Source organism: Erwinia sp. PME.40.26/001, assembly GCF_055556675.1.
Window position 1 is genome coordinate 161514 of the sequence record NZ_JBVHNP010000006.1, and the last position, 16393, is coordinate 177906.

13 protein-coding genes are annotated in these 16393 nt (G+C 55.2%); 7 read left to right on the forward strand and 6 right to left on the reverse strand.

All coding sequences use genetic code 11. From position 1 onward, the window contains the following. Nucleotides 1-7: 7 nt before the first annotated feature. Complete coding sequence (gene djlA / locus ACZ3HG_RS17225) at nt 8-829, reverse strand: co-chaperone DjlA (protein WP_191934171.1); 822 nt, start codon at nt 827-829, stop codon at nt 8-10. A 268-nt stretch (nt 830-1097) separates the two neighbouring features. On the opposite strand from djlA, the gene lptD reads away from it, so the two are divergent. Genes lptD through apaH form a run of 6 tightly spaced genes read left to right on the forward strand, consistent with a single transcriptional unit; the run spans nt 1098 to nt 7836 of the window. Then, the gene (gene lptD / locus ACZ3HG_RS17230; RefSeq protein WP_191936138.1) at nt 1098-3476 is read left to right on the forward strand and encodes an LPS assembly protein LptD; all 2379 of its coding nucleotides are present in this window, start codon (nt 1098-1100) and stop codon (nt 3474-3476) included. 54 nt (nt 3477-3530) lie between these two features. Next, a complete protein-coding gene (gene surA / locus ACZ3HG_RS17235; protein ID WP_465333537.1) occupies nt 3531-4826 on the forward strand; it encodes a peptidylprolyl isomerase SurA in 1296 nt (431 codons plus the stop codon). Further along, nucleotides 4816-5808 carry a 4-hydroxythreonine-4-phosphate dehydrogenase PdxA gene (pdxA, locus tag ACZ3HG_RS17240; protein WP_191934174.1) on the forward strand — a complete coding sequence of 331 codons (993 nt, stop codon included), beginning with the start codon at nt 4816-4818 and terminating at the stop codon, nt 5806-5808. Before surA ends, pdxA begins: the two co-directional genes overlap by 11 nt. Further along, the gene (gene rsmA, locus ACZ3HG_RS17245; RefSeq protein ID WP_191934175.1) at nt 5801-6622 is read left to right on the forward strand and encodes a 16S rRNA (adenine(1518)-N(6)/adenine(1519)-N(6))-dimethyltransferase RsmA; all 822 of its coding nucleotides are present in this window, start codon (nt 5801-5803) and stop codon (nt 6620-6622) included. The genes pdxA and rsmA overlap by 8 nt, the downstream gene beginning before the upstream one ends. Before the next feature lie 2 nt (nt 6623-6624). Then, complete coding sequence (gene apaG, locus ACZ3HG_RS17250; RefSeq protein WP_191934176.1) at nt 6625-7002, forward strand: Co2+/Mg2+ efflux protein ApaG; 378 nt, start codon at nt 6625-6627, stop codon at nt 7000-7002. A 15-nt stretch (nt 7003-7017) separates the two neighbouring features. Further along, on the forward strand, nt 7018-7836 hold the full coding sequence (gene apaH, locus ACZ3HG_RS17255; protein ID WP_191934177.1) for a bis(5'-nucleosyl)-tetraphosphatase (symmetrical) ApaH: 819 nt from the start codon (nt 7018-7020) through the stop codon (nt 7834-7836). A gap of 47 nt (nt 7837-7883) precedes the next feature. Here apaH and folA read toward each other — a convergent pair whose 3' ends face one another. Further along, on the reverse strand, nt 7884-8366 hold the full coding sequence (folA, locus tag ACZ3HG_RS17260; RefSeq protein WP_191934178.1) for a type 3 dihydrofolate reductase: 483 nt from the start codon (nt 8364-8366) through the stop codon (nt 7884-7886). A 189-nt stretch (nt 8367-8555) separates the two neighbouring features. Between folA and ACZ3HG_RS17265 the strand changes: the two genes are divergently transcribed. After that, a complete protein-coding gene (locus ACZ3HG_RS17265) occupies nt 8556-9170 on the forward strand; it encodes a LysE family translocator (protein WP_191934179.1) in 615 nt (204 codons plus the stop codon). A gap of 82 nt (nt 9171-9252) precedes the next feature. On the opposite strand, the gene ACZ3HG_RS17270 is transcribed toward ACZ3HG_RS17265, so the two are convergent. The 4 genes from ACZ3HG_RS17270 to dapB all read right to left on the reverse strand — a co-directional run bounded on the left by ACZ3HG_RS17270 (nt 9253) and on the right by dapB (nt 15891). After that, nucleotides 9253-9996, reverse strand: a complete 744-nt coding sequence (locus tag ACZ3HG_RS17270; protein ID WP_191934180.1) for an acid phosphatase — start codon at nt 9994-9996, stop codon at nt 9253-9255. Between the two features lie 223 nt (nt 9997-10219). After that, a complete protein-coding gene (gene carB, locus ACZ3HG_RS17275) occupies nt 10220-13444 on the reverse strand; it encodes a carbamoyl-phosphate synthase large subunit (RefSeq protein ID WP_465333541.1) in 3225 nt (1074 codons plus the stop codon). Nucleotides 13445-13462: 18 nt separating this feature from the next. Continuing rightward, nucleotides 13463-14599: a glutamine-hydrolyzing carbamoyl-phosphate synthase small subunit gene (gene carA / locus ACZ3HG_RS17280; RefSeq protein WP_191934182.1), complete on the reverse strand. Its 1137-nt coding sequence runs from the start codon at nt 14597-14599 to the stop codon at nt 13463-13465. 470 nt (nt 14600-15069) lie between these two features. Continuing rightward, nucleotides 15070-15891 carry a 4-hydroxy-tetrahydrodipicolinate reductase gene (gene dapB / locus ACZ3HG_RS17285; RefSeq protein WP_465333543.1) on the reverse strand — a complete coding sequence of 274 codons (822 nt, stop codon included), beginning with the start codon at nt 15889-15891 and terminating at the stop codon, nt 15070-15072. Nucleotides 15892-16393 lie beyond the last annotated feature (502 nt).

Consider the following 16393-nt stretch of genomic DNA (forward strand, 5'->3'; position numbering starts at 1 on the left):
TCACCGGTTATTTAAATCCTTTCTCGCGCTTGATCAGGTCGTATGCCCCCTGAATTTCCTGCGCTTTCTGCTTCGCCATCTCCATCATTTCCGGCGGTAAGCCTTTCGCTACCAGCTTATCCGGGTGATGTTCGCTCATCAGCTTACGGTAGGCACGCTTTATCGTAGTGGCATCGTCGCTGCTCCTGACCCCCAGTACGCTGCAGGCATCGTCCAGCGTCGGCCCGCGCTGTGCCCCCGCGAACCCGCCCTGCGAAGACCCGCCCTGATACGCCCCGCCGCCGAACTGCTGACCGCTTTCCATCATGCGCAGGAACTGATCAAACTGCGCCCGGGAAATACCCAACTCCTCAGCGATCACATACAACACCTGCCGTTCATTGGGATGCAGTGAACCGTCGGCAAAGGCGGCCTGAATCTGAATTTCCAGAAACATTCGGATCAGGTCAAAGCGGCCAAAGCAGGCGCTACGCAGTTCACGCAGCTTGTCGCGCAGAGGATAGTCGCCCTGCTTACCCTCACGAAAAGCCTGCTGTGCAGCCGTCCTTCCACCCGCATCAAGCTGCATACGATCCATTAACAGTGACGCCATCTGAATATCAGCGTCCGTCACCCGGCCTTTTGATTTCGTCAGGTGCCCCATCACCTGGAACGTGGTGCGGAAAAACAGCGCCTGGCGGGTCTGCTGATTCGCAAAATATCCCTGACGGGCAGGTGAGCGCGCTTTATCAATCAGATGTCCGGCCAGCAGGCCAAAAACCACGCCCCAGAAGCCCGCGCCGGACAATAAACCCAGCACAAGACCCAAAACTTTTCCCCAATAGCGCATATACTCCTCAATTCGCCATGCTGAAGGCTAAAAATTGCATTATCATACCTGTCATTTCTCTCACAGCCTATTGGTACGCGGCCAGACAATCAGAAGTATACCCGAATGATTTCAAGAAGCAGAAGGCAGTTCCGGGCTAACCCCGCACACCGACTAAAAACAGGTGACCCGGGAGAGCAGCGCTGTCAAACTCAACATATGCTTGAAAGATTAAGGGTATGACTAGCGCAATGCAGTTGAGTACGTTAGTCTCTGACCGTTTGTCGGCATGATGCCAGTGATCACGGAATTCTCGATACCGCGTATGAATAAAAGACTACCTACATTGCTGGCCACATTAATTGGTACAGCGCTCTACAGCCAGCAAGGGCTGGCCGATGACCTCGCATCGCAGTGTATGCTTGGGGTGCCCAGCTACGACCGTCCTCTGGTGCAGGGAAAGGCCAGCAATCAGCTCCCCGTCACCATTGATGCGGATACCGCCAAAGGCAACTATCCCGACAACGCCGTTTTTACCGGTAATGTTGATATCCGACAGGGCAACAGCCGACTGCAGTCCGACGAAGTTCAACTGCATCAAAAGATGCTTGACGGGCAGACGACCCCGACGCGCACCGTCGATGCCCTCGGTAATGTGCACTATGATGACAACCAGGTCATCCTGAAAGGTCCGAAAGCCTGGTCCAATCTGAATACCAAAGATACCAACGTCTGGAACGGTAATTATCAGATGGTGGGTCGCCAGGGACGCGGTGTCGCGGACCAGATGAAGTTGCGTGACAATAACCGCTACACAATCCTGGAAAATGGCACGTTTACCTCCTGCCTGCCGGGACAAAACAGCTGGAGCGTGGTGGGTTCTGAAGTGATCCATGACCGCGATGAGCAGCTGGCTGAAATCTGGAATGCCCGCTTTAAAATCGGACCGGTGCCGGTCTTTTACAGCCCTTACCTGCAGCTGCCAGTCGGCGATAAGCGCCGCTCCGGGTTCCTGATCCCGAATGCCAAATACGGCAGTAATACTGGCTTCGAATTTATGCTGCCGTATTACTGGAATATTGCGCCACAGGCGGATGCCACGCTGACGCCGCACTACATCAGCCGCCGTGGTATGCAGTGGCAAAATGAGTTCCGCTACCTGACCGTTGCCGGCCAGGGCCTGATGCAGTTCGACTACCTCGGTACGGACAGCCTGTATAACAGAGAGCATCCGGACGATAAAGATTCCAACCGCTGGCTGTTCTACTGGCGTCATTCCGGCGTTTACGATCAGCACTGGCGCTTCAGCGCTGACTATACCAAAGTCAGCGATCCGTACTATTTTACCGATCTTGACTCCACGTATGGCTCCACCACTGACGGTTACGTCACGCAGAAGTTCAGTATTGGCTACGCCGATACCAACTGGGATGCCACACTGTCGACCAAGCAGTTCCAGATTTTCTCGACCAACGCCACCCGTGACGTCTATCGTGCCGAGCCCCAGCTTGATATTAACGCTTATCAGAACGATGTCGGACCGTTCGATACCCATCTCTATGCCCAGGCGGTGAAGTTCACCAACGTCAATGAGAAGCTGCCGGACGCTACGCGTCTGCACCTTGAGCCGACCATTGATTTGCCGTTGTCAAACGGCTGGGGAAGCCTGAATACCGAAGCCAAACTGCTGGCCACGCACTATCAGCAGGACGACATTGAGTATTACAACTCCCTGTCTGCTAACAGTGACAACCAGTTAAAAGATTCGGTCAACCGCGTGATGCCGCAGTTCAAAGTTGATGGCAAGATGGTCTTTGACCGCGACATGGACTGGGCAAAAGGGTACACCCAGACACTGGAACCGCGCGTGCAGTACCTCTACACGCCGTATCGCGACCAGAGCGATATCCGCGCCTATGACTCCACGCTGCTGCAAAGTGACTACACCGGCCTGTTCCGTGACCGTACCTACAGCGGCCTGGATCGCATCGCTTCAGCGAACCAGGTCAGCACCGGCGTCACCTCGCGAATTTTTGATGATCAACTGGTTGAACGTTTTAACGCTTCCATTGGTCAAATCTACTCGTTCACCCCGGCACGTACCGGGTTGAACACCACGAGCGATGACGACAGAGGGAGTCTGGTATGGGCTGGCGACAGTTACTGGAAGATCAGTGACAGGTGGGCAGCACGTGGTGGACTGCAATATGATACCAACCTGAATGATGTGTCTCAGGGTAATGCCGTACTGGAATATCGTCGTGATGCTGACCGTATGATCCAGCTGAACTATCGCTACACCAGCAAGGAGTATGTACAGCAAACGCTGACCAGCTCGAATAACCCGCTGTGGCAGCAGGAGATTTCTCAGGTCGGTGCAACGGCCAGCTGGCCTATCGCCGATGCCTGGTCCGTCGTCGGGGCCTGGTATTATGATACCAAAGCGAATCAGGCTGCCGATCAGCTGCTTGGCGTCCAGTACAGCTCCTGTTGCTATGCGCTCCGCCTTGGCTATGAGCGCAAGATCAACGGTTGGGAAAACGACAACAGTAAGTACGACAATAAAATCTCGTTCAACATTGAACTGCGTGGCCTCAGCCCAAGCTATGGGTTAGGTACCGGTCAGATGCTGCGTCAGGGCATCCTGCCTTATCAACGCGCTTTCTGATGTTGTCATGTTTGGTAGGCAAACCCGCAGTGCGGATAGAAGAATGGAAAAAGTATGAAGAACTGGAGAATGCTGATCCTCGGTGCAGCCCTGACAGCCAACACGGCGTTCGCAGCCCCGCAAGTTGTTGATAAAGTTGCTGCCGTAGTGAATAACGGCGTAGTGTTGGAAAGTGATGTGGATGGCATGATGCAGTCCGTGAAAGGCCAGTCGCAGCAGGCGGGTCAGCAGCTACCGGATGACAAAACCCTGCGCCACCAGATCCTGGAACGTCTGGTGATGGATAATATTTTGCTGCAAATGGCAAAACAGGCCGGTATTCAGGTGTCCGATGCCCAGCTGGATCAGGCTATCGGTAACATTGCCGCTCAGAACAAAATGAGTGTCGATCAGTTGCGCAGCCGTCTGGCTTACGATGGTTTGAACTATGCCACCTACCGTGAACAGATCCGTAAAGAGATGCTCACCTCAGAAGTGCGCAATAACGAAGTTCGCCGCCGCGTTACCATCCTGCCTCAGGAAGTGGATCAGCTCGCCACGCAGCTGGCGTCGCAGAATGATGCCGGTACGGAGCTGAACCTCAGCCACATTCTGCTGCCCCTGCCGGAGAATCCGACTCAGCAGCAGGTGGATGACCAGGAGAGCCTGGCCAAACAGCTGGCTGGCGAAGCGAAATCCGGCGCTGATTTTGGCAAGCTGGCAATCACCTACTCCGCCGATCCACAGGCGCTGAAAGGCGGCAATATGGGCTGGGGCCGTATTCAGGAGCTGCCATCCCTGTTTGCACAGGCACTGGTGACGGCGAAGAAAGGCGACATCATTGGTCCGATCCGTTCGGGTGTGGGTTTCCATATCCTGAAAGTGAACGATATGCGCGGTGATAACCAGAGCATCTCAGTGACCGAGGTTCATGCACGCCATATCCTGCTGAAACCCTCCCCGATCATGACTGACGATCAGGCACGCCAGAAGCTGCAGGAAGTGGCCGCCGAGATCAAAAGCGGCAAGCTGACCTTCGCCGATGCGGCGAAACAGCTGTCGCAGGATCCCGGTTCAGCGAACCAGGGCGGCGATCTCGGCTGGAGCTCACCGGAAGTGTTTGACCCGGCTTTCCGTGATGCCCTGCTCCGCCTGCAGAAAGGCCAGATGAGCGGTCCGGTTCACTCTTCCTTCGGCTGGCACCTGATCCAGCTGATGGACACCCGTAAAGTCGATAAGACCGATGCGGCGAAAAAAGAGCGTGCTTACCGCCTGCTGTTCAACCGTAAGTTCTCGGAAGAAGCGCAGACCTGGATGCAGGAACAGCGCGCGGCCGCCTACGTGAAGATTCTGGATCCGAATGCACAGTAGCCAACGCGTGGCGATCACTCCCGGCGAACCCGCCGGGATTGGTCCGGACTTAATCGTTCAGCTGGCCCGGCAAGACTGGCCGGTTGAGCTGGTTGTCTGTGCCGACCCCGAGCTGCTGCGCACCCGCGCGGCAGCTTTGCATTTACCCCTGACGCTGCGACCTTATCAGCCGGATTATCCCGCTGTGCCACAGCAGGCTGGCACCCTTACCGTGCTGCCACTGCCGCTGGCGCAGCCTGCCATACCCGGTGAGCTTTGCGTAGCGAACGGTCAGTACGTGCTGGCCACGCTTGCCCGTGCCTGCGATGGCTGCCTGAACGGCGAGTTTGCGGCGTTAGTTACCGGACCGGTCCACAAGGGCGTAATTAACGATGCCGGCATTCCTTTCAGCGGGCATACTGAATTCTTCGCTGAACGTGCCGGGTGCGAACGCGTGGTGATGATGCTGGCAACGGAGGAGCTGCGCGTGGCGCTGGCCACCACCCATCTGCCGCTAAAAGAGGTTGCGGACAACATCACCCGTGACAGCCTGCATGAGGTGATCACCATCCTGAATGCGGATCTGCAACGCCAGTTTGGCCTCCCTGCGCCGCATATTTTTGTCTGCGGTCTGAACCCGCATGCGGGTGAAGGCGGCCATATGGGTCGTGAAGAGATTGATGTCATTATCCCGGCGCTGGAAGAACTTCGTCAGCGCGGGATACGGCTGACCGGTCCACTGCCTGCTGATACGCTGTTCCAGCCGAAATATCTGCAACATGCCGATGCGGTGCTGGCGATGTATCACGATCAGGGGCTTCCGGTGCTAAAATATCAGGGCTTTGGTCGGGCGGTGAATATCACCCTCGGTCTGCCATTTATCCGCACGTCTGTTGACCATGGTACAGCTCTTGAGCTGGCCGGAAGCGGCCAGGCTGATGCGGGCAGCTTTAAGACGGCGCTTAACCTCGCCATTACCATGATTAAGAGCAGTAATGAATAGTCGCGTTCACCAGGGCCACTTTGCCCGCAAACGTTTTGGACAGAACTTCCTTAACGATCCGTACATTATCGAAAGCATTGTCAACGCCATCCACCCACAGAAGGGTGAAGCGGTAGTTGAAATCGGTCCCGGTCTTGCTGCGCTTACCGAACCGGTAGGCGAACGTCTGGATGCCATGACGGTCATTGAAATTGACCGTGACCTGGCCGCCCGTTTGCAGACCCACCCTTTTCTTGGCCCCAAGCTGACCATTTTCCAGCAAGATGCCATGGCCTTCGATTTCGCCGCCTATGCCCAGGAAAAGGGGCAAAAGCTGCGCGTGTTTGGCAACCTGCCGTATAACATTTCCACGCCGCTGATGTTCCACCTGTTCAGCTATACCGGTGCCATCCAGGACATGCACTTTATGCTGCAAAAAGAAGTGGTGAATCGTCTGGTGGCCGGTCCTGGTAGCAAAGCCTATGGTCGTCTGACCGTTATGGCGCAGTACTACTGCCAGGTGATCCCGGTGCTGGAAGTGCCACCCGAATCCTTTACCCCGGCACCCAAAGTCGATTCCGCCGTGGTGCGTCTGATGCCGTATGCGCAGATCCCCCACCCGGTTGACGATATTCGTGCCCTGAGCCGCATCACCACAGAAGCCTTCGGCAAACGTCGTAAGACGCTGCGCAACAGCCTGGGTCATCTGTTCTCTGCCGACGCACTGGCAGAAATGGAGATTGATCCGACGCTGCGTGCAGAGAATATCAGCGTTGCACAATATTGCCGTCTGGCGAACTGGTTGACTGCGCATCCTCAGCCGCAGGAGAACTGAGTATGAACGATACGCCCAAAGTCTGTGTTCAGGTACAAAGCGCTTACATCGCGTCGCAGTCTGCACCTGATGAAGAACGTTACGTGTTTGCTTACACCATCACTGTTCGTAATCTCGGGCGTATCCCGGTTCAGCTCATCGGCCGTTACTGGTTAATTACCAACGGTAACGGCCGTGAAACCGAAGTTCAGGGCGAAGGCGTGGTGGGCGAACAGCCACACATCGAGCCCGGCGGCGAGTTTCAGTACACCAGCGGGGCGATACTCGAAACCCCGATGGGAACCATGCAGGGCCACTATCAGATGCTCGATGCCGACGGTAAACCGTTCGTTGTTGATATCCCGGTCTTCCGTCTGGCGATTGCCACCCATATCCATTAAACCGGCCTTTTTTGCATGAGCACTTATTTAATCGGTGATGTCCACGGTTGCTACGACGAGTTGCGATCGCTCCTTGATCAGGTGCAGTTTGACCCGGCGTCCGATCGGCTCTGGCTGACCGGAGACCTGGTGGCCCGTGGGCCTGACTCGCTGGACGTTCTGCGTTTTGTTCGCTATCTGGGCGACAGCGTCAGGCTGGTGCTGGGCAACCATGACCTGCACCTGCTGGCGGTGTATGCAGGCATCAGCCGCAATAAACCCAAAGACCGTATCACCCCGCTGCTGGAAGCCCCTGACGCTGATCTGCTGATCAACTGGCTTCGTCGCCAGCCACTGCTTCAGGTTGATGAGGAAAAAAAGCTGGTCATGGCCCACGCCGGGATCACCCCGCAGTGGGACATTGAAACGGCACAAAGCTGTGCGCGTGAAGTGGAAGCCGTACTCAGCAGCGATACCTATCCACTGTTCCTGGATGCCATGTACGGTGATATGCCCAATAACTGGTCCCCTGAACTGACGGGACTGGCGCGCTTACGCTTCAGCACCAATGCCCTGACGCGGATGCGTTTTTGCTTCCCGAACGGCCAGCTGGATATGATCGCGAAAGAGGCACCGGACAGCGCGCCCCCGCCGTTAAAACCGTGGTTCAGCATCCCCGGAGCGGTATCACGCGATTATACCATCGTGTTTGGTCACTGGGCTTCGCTGGAGGGGAAAGGCACGCCGGAAGGGGTAATTGCTCTGGATACCGGCTGCTGCTGGGGCGGCACGCTGACGATGCTGCGCTGGGAAGATAAGCGGGTCTTTACCCAGGCGTCCAACCGCGAACGTTAATAACGCCCGGGTCGGGCGGACCGCTACAATGCGTCCGCCCCGGCCGGTTAACGACGATCCAGAATTTCGAAGCAGAAGCTGTGAGAGTTCTTCTCATCCGCATCGTGGAACTCGCTGAACCCGGACTGCCACTCATCCGGCTCATAGTCCGGGAAATGCGTGTCCCCTTCGACTTCCGCATCAATATGAGTCAGATACAACCGGTCTGCACGCGGCAGTAATTGCTCATAAATACGCCCACCGCCGATCACCATCACTTCCTCAACCTCACCCGCCGTTTTCAGCGCCTCATCAATCGAGGTCACCCAGGTCACCCCCTCTGCGTCGCCTTTCTGGCTGCTGATAACGATGTTCAGACGGCCCGGCAGCGGACGACCAATAGACTCCCAGGTGCGACGGCCCATAATCACCGGTTTGTTGAGGGTGTGCTTTTTGAACCATGCCAGGTCGGCAGGCAAGTGCCACGGCATGGCGTTTTCCATCCCAATAACGCGGTCGGCCGCAAGGGCTGCAATCAGGCTAATCATCATATCAAACTCAGCAGGGGGTAAAATTGGCGCCATCATACGTAAAGGCGAAACTTTCGTCGATAGGTAAGCGGAGGATATTCGGTAAAGGTTTTTCAGGGTATCGGTTGTATCACCTTCCGCCTATTTTTCGCCGCACAAAATAAGGAGACATGGTAGAATCTGCCGCTCAACCAGCTAAAGACCTTCACTATGTTAGAAACCAGCTTATTCGTCGCCACCATTGTGGTGCTGGGAATGCTTTCCCCCGGCCCTGACTTTTTTCTGATTATCAAAAATGCCGCACGTTACCGTCGCAGCGCCGCCCTGATGAGCGCACTGGGGGTAAACTGTGCCGTTGCCACCCATATGGCTTACTGCGTGGCCGGACTGGCCGTGGTCATCACCACGACACCGTGGCTGTTTATGCTGCTCAAGTATGCCGGTGCTGCCTACCTGATCTATATCGGTATTCAGGCCCTGCTGTCGCGCGGCGGCAGCAAGATGGATCTCAGCAATGTGACACCCGAGCAAACCTCACTGAAAAAGGCCTTTTTACAGGGTTATCTGTGTAATCTGCTGAATCCCAAAGCGACGCTGTTTTTCCTGTCGATCTTTACGCAGGTTCTTAGCGTCAACTCCAGCCTTCACGAGAAGCTGCTGTATGCGGGTATTATCCTCGGCCTGTCCATGCTCTGGTGGCCGCTGCTGGTGATGCTGATACAGAGTGGCCCGGTGCGTCGCGGGCTGGCAAAAGCCCAGCGTATCGTTGATAAGCTGCTCGGCGGCGTGCTGATCGCCCTGGGGATTAAGGTGGCGCTGTCCTGATGGGCGGTGGAGGGAGCTGATAAAGGCTCCCTCACCGTTCTGTTAACAGCGGGAGGAAAACAGACCGCCCGCGAAAGGGCTCTTAATGTGTGCTGCCCTTCAGGCGTTTAAATTCGTCTTTGGCTTTTTGCAGCTGAGTAACGAAGGTAGGCTCAGCGTGCAGGCGCGCTACAATAGCCGACGCAACGACGCGGGCGGCGGTGACGTCACTCTGCCAGTGATACCCGCAGATGACACGACTTTGCCCCATCTCATAGCCCCGCTGTAAAATCTGCCCCTGCCGTTCGGTATTAATTTCAGACAGCACCAGCGCCGTTGCCCAGCCGATAGTGGTATGCCCGGAAGGGTAAGAGCCGTTGGTAGAGAGCTTGCCTTCATCATCGGAGCGACAGGTCGCTTCGTGATAGAACGCAAACGGCCGGATGCGCATGTAATGCTCTTTGGCGCTGCGCGTCGCCAGATCGCCCGCATCTTCACGCATTTTCTTCACCAGACGATACTGCTCAGGGGTTTTCTCTGGCGAAATCGTCATGCCGTAAGCCTCTGAGAACGCTTCGGCTACGCCATCGCCCTCGACATTGGCATCTTTCCACGCCTGCTTCCCTCGCGGCGTATTGCGCAGCATTTTGCCCACATCGTACTGCGTTTTATCATTCAGGAACTCAATACTGTCCATCGCGGGAGGGGGAGGCAACAGCGCCAGGCTGTCAATCGACTGCGACTCTTTCAGGAAGTAAACATCAGGTTTCGTTGTCACATCTTTTGCCGCATATGCAAACTGCGACATCACTGCACCGATCAGCGTGGCCAGTACAATTTTTTTCATCATCATTTCCCTATAATCTTGGCTATCAAATTGGCTGTTCATTCAGCCCACAATGTAAAAAATCGAGCCTGGACAATACTATAGGATGCAGAAGATGCTGCAATGGCGGAGATCACAAAACCCGTAATTCCTGTAACAATTCTAAGTCAAAAAAAAGGCCGATCGTCAGATCGGCCTTACAGTAGCAGAACGGGCCAGAGTCAGCCCCTTCTTACCAGCGAGATTACGCGTTAATCTGCGCGTGCATCTCCTGTACGGAAATCACCTGATCCGTCGCGCTGGAGTGCAGGGAGGTCGTGGTGGCGAATGCACCGTTCAGCGTGGTGTCGTAGTGCACCTTGTACTGCAGGGCACTGCGGCGGATCAGCTTGGAGTCCTCAATCGCCTGACGCCCTGCCGTGGTGTTGACGATGTAGACATATTCCCCGTTTTTCACCCGGTCCTGAATGTGAGGCCGGCCTTCGTGCACCTTATTGACCTGACGCACGGCAATCCCGGCGGCCTTCAGCACGTCGGCAGTGCCGGCGGTGGCATCCAGTTCAAAACCAAAGTCCTGCAGACGTTGCGCCAGCTCAACGATGCGTTTTTTATCACCTTCGCGCACCGACAGCAGCGCACGGCCACTTTTCTTCATGTTGCTCTGTGCGCCCAGCATCGCCTTGCAGAACGCTTCAGCAAAGGTACGACCTACACCCATCACTTCGCCGGTTGAACGCATCTCCGGGCCAAGGATCGGGTCAACGCCCTGGAACTTGTTAAACGGCAGCACCACTTCTTTCACCGAGTAGTACGGCGGGATAATCTCTTTGGTCACGCCCTGGGCAGCCAGTGTTTTACCGGCCATCACGCGTGCAGCCACCTTCGCCAGCGGCATGCCGGTCGCTTTGGAGACAAACGGCACGGTACGGGCGGCACGCGGGTTCACCTCAATCAGGTAAACTTCATTATCCTTCACCGCAAACTGCACGTTCATCAGGCCGCGTACGCCCAGCTCAAACGCCAGCTTTTTCACCTGCTCACGCATAACGTCCTGGATTTCCTGACTCAGCGTGTAGGCTGGCAGGGAACACGCCGAGTCACCGGAGTGGACACCGGCCTGCTCAATGTGTTCCATGATACCGCCGATCAGCACCTGCTCACCGTCGCAGATCGCATCTACGTCGACTTCAACCGCATCGTCAAGGAAGCGGTCCAGCAGGACCGGCGCGTCGTTAGAAACAGAGACCGCGGTGTTAAAGTAGCGCTTCAGGTCAATTTCGTCGTACACGATTTCCATCGCCCGGCCACCCAGCACGTAAGACGGACGCACCACCAGCGGATAGCCAATCAGCGCCGCCTTTTCGACGGCCATATCGATGGCGGTGACGGTGGCATTGGCCGGCTGCTTCAGGCCCAGGCGCTCAACGGCCTGCTGGAAACGTTCGCGGTCTTCAGCACGGTCAATGGCATCCGGGCTGGTACCGATAACCGGCACACCGGCGGCTTCCAGCGCGCGCGCCAGCTTCAGTGGGGTCTGGCCACCGTACTGCACGATAACGCCTTTTGGCTTCTCGATGCGCACGATTTCCAGCACGTCTTCCAGGGTCACTGGCTCGAAGTACAGACGATCAGAGGTGTCGTAGTCGGTCGATACGGTTTCCGGGTTACAGTTGACCATGATGGTCTCGAAGCCGTCTTCACGCAGCGCCAGCGAGGCATGAACGCAGCAGTAGTCAAACTCAATGCCCTGCCCGATACGGTTCGGACCGCCGCCCAGCACCATGATCTTGTCACGGTCCTGATTCGGGTTCGCTTCGCACTCTTCTTCATAGGTAGAGTACATGTAGGCGGTATTGGTCGAGAACTCCGCTGCACAGGTATCAACACGCTTATACACCGGATGCAGGTTATGCTGCTCGCGCAGCGCACGGATTTCCGCTTCAGACACGCCAGCCACATCCGCCAGGCGCGCATCGGCAAAGCCCTTGCGCTTCAGCGTGCGCAGGAAGTCATAGCTCAGGCCGTTAATGCCCTGCTCTGCGACCTGATTTTCCAGCGTCACCAGCTCTTCAATCTGCACCAGGAACCAGCGGTCAACGTTGGTCAGCGCAAAAACATCATCCACGCTCATCCCGGCGCGGAAGGCATCGGCGATGTACCAGATACGGTCGCAGCCAGCATCTTTCAGCTCGCGGCGGATAGTGGTCAGTGCTTCCGGGTCATTCAGGTCCACTTTCGGGTCGAAACCGTGAGCGCCAACTTCAAGGCCACGCAGCGCTTTCTGCATTGATTCCTGCAGAGTGCGGCCAATCGCCATCACCTCACCGACGGATTTCATCTGCGTGGTCAGACGGTCATTGGCCCCGGCAAATTTTTCAAAGTTGAAACGTGGAATTTTGGTGACAACGTAGTCGATGGACGGCTCAAACGAGGCCGGGGTCAGGCCACCGGTAATGTCGTTAGTCAGCTCATCCAGCGTAAAGCCCACCGCCAGCTTGGCGGCGATTTTAGCAATCGGGAACCCGGTTGCTTTCGAAGCCAGCGCGGAAGAACGTGACACGCGCGGATTCATCTCGATGACGATCAGGCGGCCATTCTCCGGGTTAACGGAGAACTGTACGTTAGATCCGCCGGTTTCCACACCGATTTCACGCAGCACCGCCAGCGAAGCGTTACGCATGATCTGGTACTCTTTATCGGTCAGCGTCTGTGCGGGCGCAACGGTAATGGAGTCACCTGTGTGGATGCCCATGGCATCAAAGTTTTCGATGGAGCAGACGATGATGCAGTTGTCGTTTTTATCACGCACCACTTCCATCTCGTACTCTTTCCAGCCAATCAGCGACTCATCAATCAGCAGCTCATTCGTCGGTGACAGATCGAGACCGCGCTCACAAATCTCTTCGAACTCTTCGCGATTGTAAGCAATACCGCCACCGGTGCCACCCATCGTAAAGGAAGGACGAATGATGCACGGGAAGCCGACGTCAGCAGCCACGGCCAGCGCTTCTTCCATGGTGTGTGCAATACCGGAACGGGCGGTATCGAGACCAATTTTCTTCATCGCCACGTCGAAACGGCGACGATCCTCTGCTTTATCAATCGCATCAGCGGTGGCACCGATCATGGTGACGCCAAATTCGGCCAGCACGCCCTGACGCTCCAGTTCCAGCGCACAGTTCAGCGCCGTCTGGCCGCCCATTGTCGGTAATACCGCATCCGGGCGCTCTTTTTCGATGATCTTGCGCACGACTTCCCAGTGAATCGGCTCAATGTAGGTCGCATCGGCCATGTCCGGGTCGGTCATGATAGTGGCCGGGTTAGAGTTCACCAGAATAACGCGGTAACCCTCTTCACGCAGCGCTTTACAGGCCTGAGCTCCGGAATAGTCGAATTCGCAGGCCTGGCCGATGACAATCGGGCCAGCGCCCAGGATCAGGATACTTTTTATGTCTGTACGTTTTGGCATTTTCTTTCTCTCCCGATCTTATTTCGCGGCTTTAATCAGTTCGATAAAGTGATCGAACAACGGGGCAGCATCGTGCGGACCCGGGCTGGCTTCCGGATGGCCCTGGAAGCTGAAGGCAGCTTTATCGGTGCGGTGAATACCCTGAACCGTATGATCAAAGAGTGAAGTATGGGTCACGCGCAGGTTTGCCGGCAGGTTGCTGTCGTCAACCGCAAAACCGTGGTTCTGGGCGGTGATCATCACGGTGTTGTTATCGTGATCTTTCACCGGATGGTTACCGCCGTGATGACCGAGCTTCATCTTCACCGTTTTTGCGCCGCTGGCCAGAGCCAGTAGCTGATGGCCCAGACAGATACCAAACACCGGAATATCGGTTTCCAGCAGGCGTTTGATTGCAGTAATGGCGTAATCGCATGGCTCCGGGTCGCCGGGACCATTAGAGAGGAAGACACCATCCGGGTTCAGCTTCAGAACGTCCTCAGCAGAAGTCTGCGCAGGAACGACCGTCAGGCGGCAGCCCCGATCCACCAGCATGCGCAGAATATTGCGCTTCACGCCGTAGTCGTAAGCCACCACGTGGAAGGGCAGGTCGGCATCCGCTGCGGGTGCCGGCAGGTCGCCTTCCAGCGTCCAGCTCCCCTGCTGCCATGCGTAGGCGTCCGCCGTAGTGACTTCTTTTGCCAGGTCCATGCCCTTCAGGCCCGGGAACGCTTTTGCTTTGGCCAGTGCCTCTGCCGCATCCGGCGCGTCTCCGGCGATGATACAGCCGTTCTGAGCCCCTTTTTCGCGCAGCAGGCGGGTCAGCTTGCGCGTATCAATATCGGCAATAGCGACAATATTATGGCGGGTCAGGTAGTCTGACAGCCCTTCTTCATTGCGGTAGTTGCTGGCAATCAGCGGTAAATCACGGATAACCAGACCCGCTGCATGTACCTGAGAAGATTCTTCGTCAGCGGAGTTGGTGCCGACATTGCCGATATGGGGATAAGTGAGAGTGACGATCTGGCGGGAATAGGAAGGATCAGTGAGGATTTCTTGATAACCGGTCATTGACGTGTTGAAAACAACTTCTCCCACTGCCGACCCGGTTGCCCCGATGGCCCGACCGTGGAATTGGGTTCCGTCTTCCAGAACCAGTAGCGCTGACTTAATCAAAACATCCTCCAGGGGAATAAACAGTCACAATATCTGCATATTAATTCAGGAATGACCCCAAAATCAATGCAAAAACTGCCTGACTGCTCAGTTTTTGGCAAATTGCGCGCATTCTAATGATCGCCCCCGCCGTTGTCTACCCTGCGAGGCACTTTTTCTGTCATTTTTAGCTTACTGAGGATAAAACAGGAGCATTTACCCTGAAAGCACCACATATCCTGGCGATAAAATCGGTTGCCTGCCTCGGTGTAAATTATTTCATGGCGGTTAACGGTAAAAACCAGACCAAATGGTCAAAAACAGGTAAGAAGAGAGAAAATAAACGAGGAAAATAACACATTAAGCCAGTTTAGATGATTAAAAAACCCTAAAGACCAGTTTTAACAAAAAACAAAAAGGGCAATAAAATTATTGCCCACCCAATCAGAAACTTATGATTGAAATAACCACATCACGATGGTACACAACACTTATAAATCATCAAGGTTAAGCACATTACGCATGTCATAAAGACCGCTTTTATGCGACCTCAACCACATTGCCGCACGAATAGCGCCATTCGCAAAGGTCATGCGGCTTGAAGCCTTGTGAGTTATCTCTACCCGCTCCCCCACATCTGCAAACATCGCAGTATGCTCACCGACGATGTCACCGGCACGTACGGTAGCAAAACCAATGGTCTGTGCCTCGCGTTCACCGGTGTGGCCTTCACGGGCATAGACCGCATGCTCATTCAGGTTCCAGTTCATGGCGTCTGCTATCGCCTCCCCCATCGCCAGCGCCGTGCCTGAGGGCGCATCCACTTTGTGGCGATGGTGCGCTTCAATAATTTCGATATCTGCGTAATCGCCCATCACTTTGGCCGCTTTCTCCAGCAGCTTCAGCACCAGATTAACGCCAACGCTAAAGTTAGCGGCAAACACGATCCCCATATCCGCTGAGGCCGCTTTAATGGCTGCTTTACCCGCCTCATCAAACCCCGTGGTTCCAATGACCATCGCTTTTTTATGCTGGCGGCAAAAGTCCAGATAGTGCAGTGAAGCCTCCGGCCGGGTAAAGTCGACCAGCACATCAAAGTCATTGACGACCGCATCAAGGTTATCGGTGATGTTCACGCCCAGCGCACCACAACCGGCCAGCTCGCCTGCATCGGCTCCGACCAGTGAAGATCCTGAACGCACCAGCGCGGCTCCCAGACACGCCCCCTCAGCCTGTACCGTCGCCTGGATTAACTGGCGTCCCATGCGCCCGGAGGCACCCACAATGGCGATACGGATTGCTGCATTACTCATATTTATTCATTCCTGACAGATTTCTATGCATGTACAACGCATCCAGATTAACCAGCGGTTAACGTCTGCGCCACAACTAAAAGCGGATAATAAGAATTTTACGCCAGCGCGTGAGGATTATCAGTAAAACAGATTTGGTCAGGGAGCCGGAACGGGGAAAAACAGGGTAAACCAGCTCGACTACCCCAACAGTGATTGCCTGGAACCGGTCAAGTCAGCGATGTTATCAGAGGCACTTGCTGACGCTGCAGCTTTAGTCGTGCAGAGTACAATATTCCCTTCACAGCCTTTCCGTTAAAAATGGATCAGGGTAGCTTTTATATCCTTCCAGATTAATACAATGGCATATTCGGCAAAAACATGATTAGCGATAGTTAACTCTTACCGCCATATAAAACAACCGTCTTATTATATTTTATGGATGCACTCCTATTGATATTCATAAAACAACAAATTCCACTGTAAAACTTAAGATTCCGATCACACATTGTCAATATTTAAA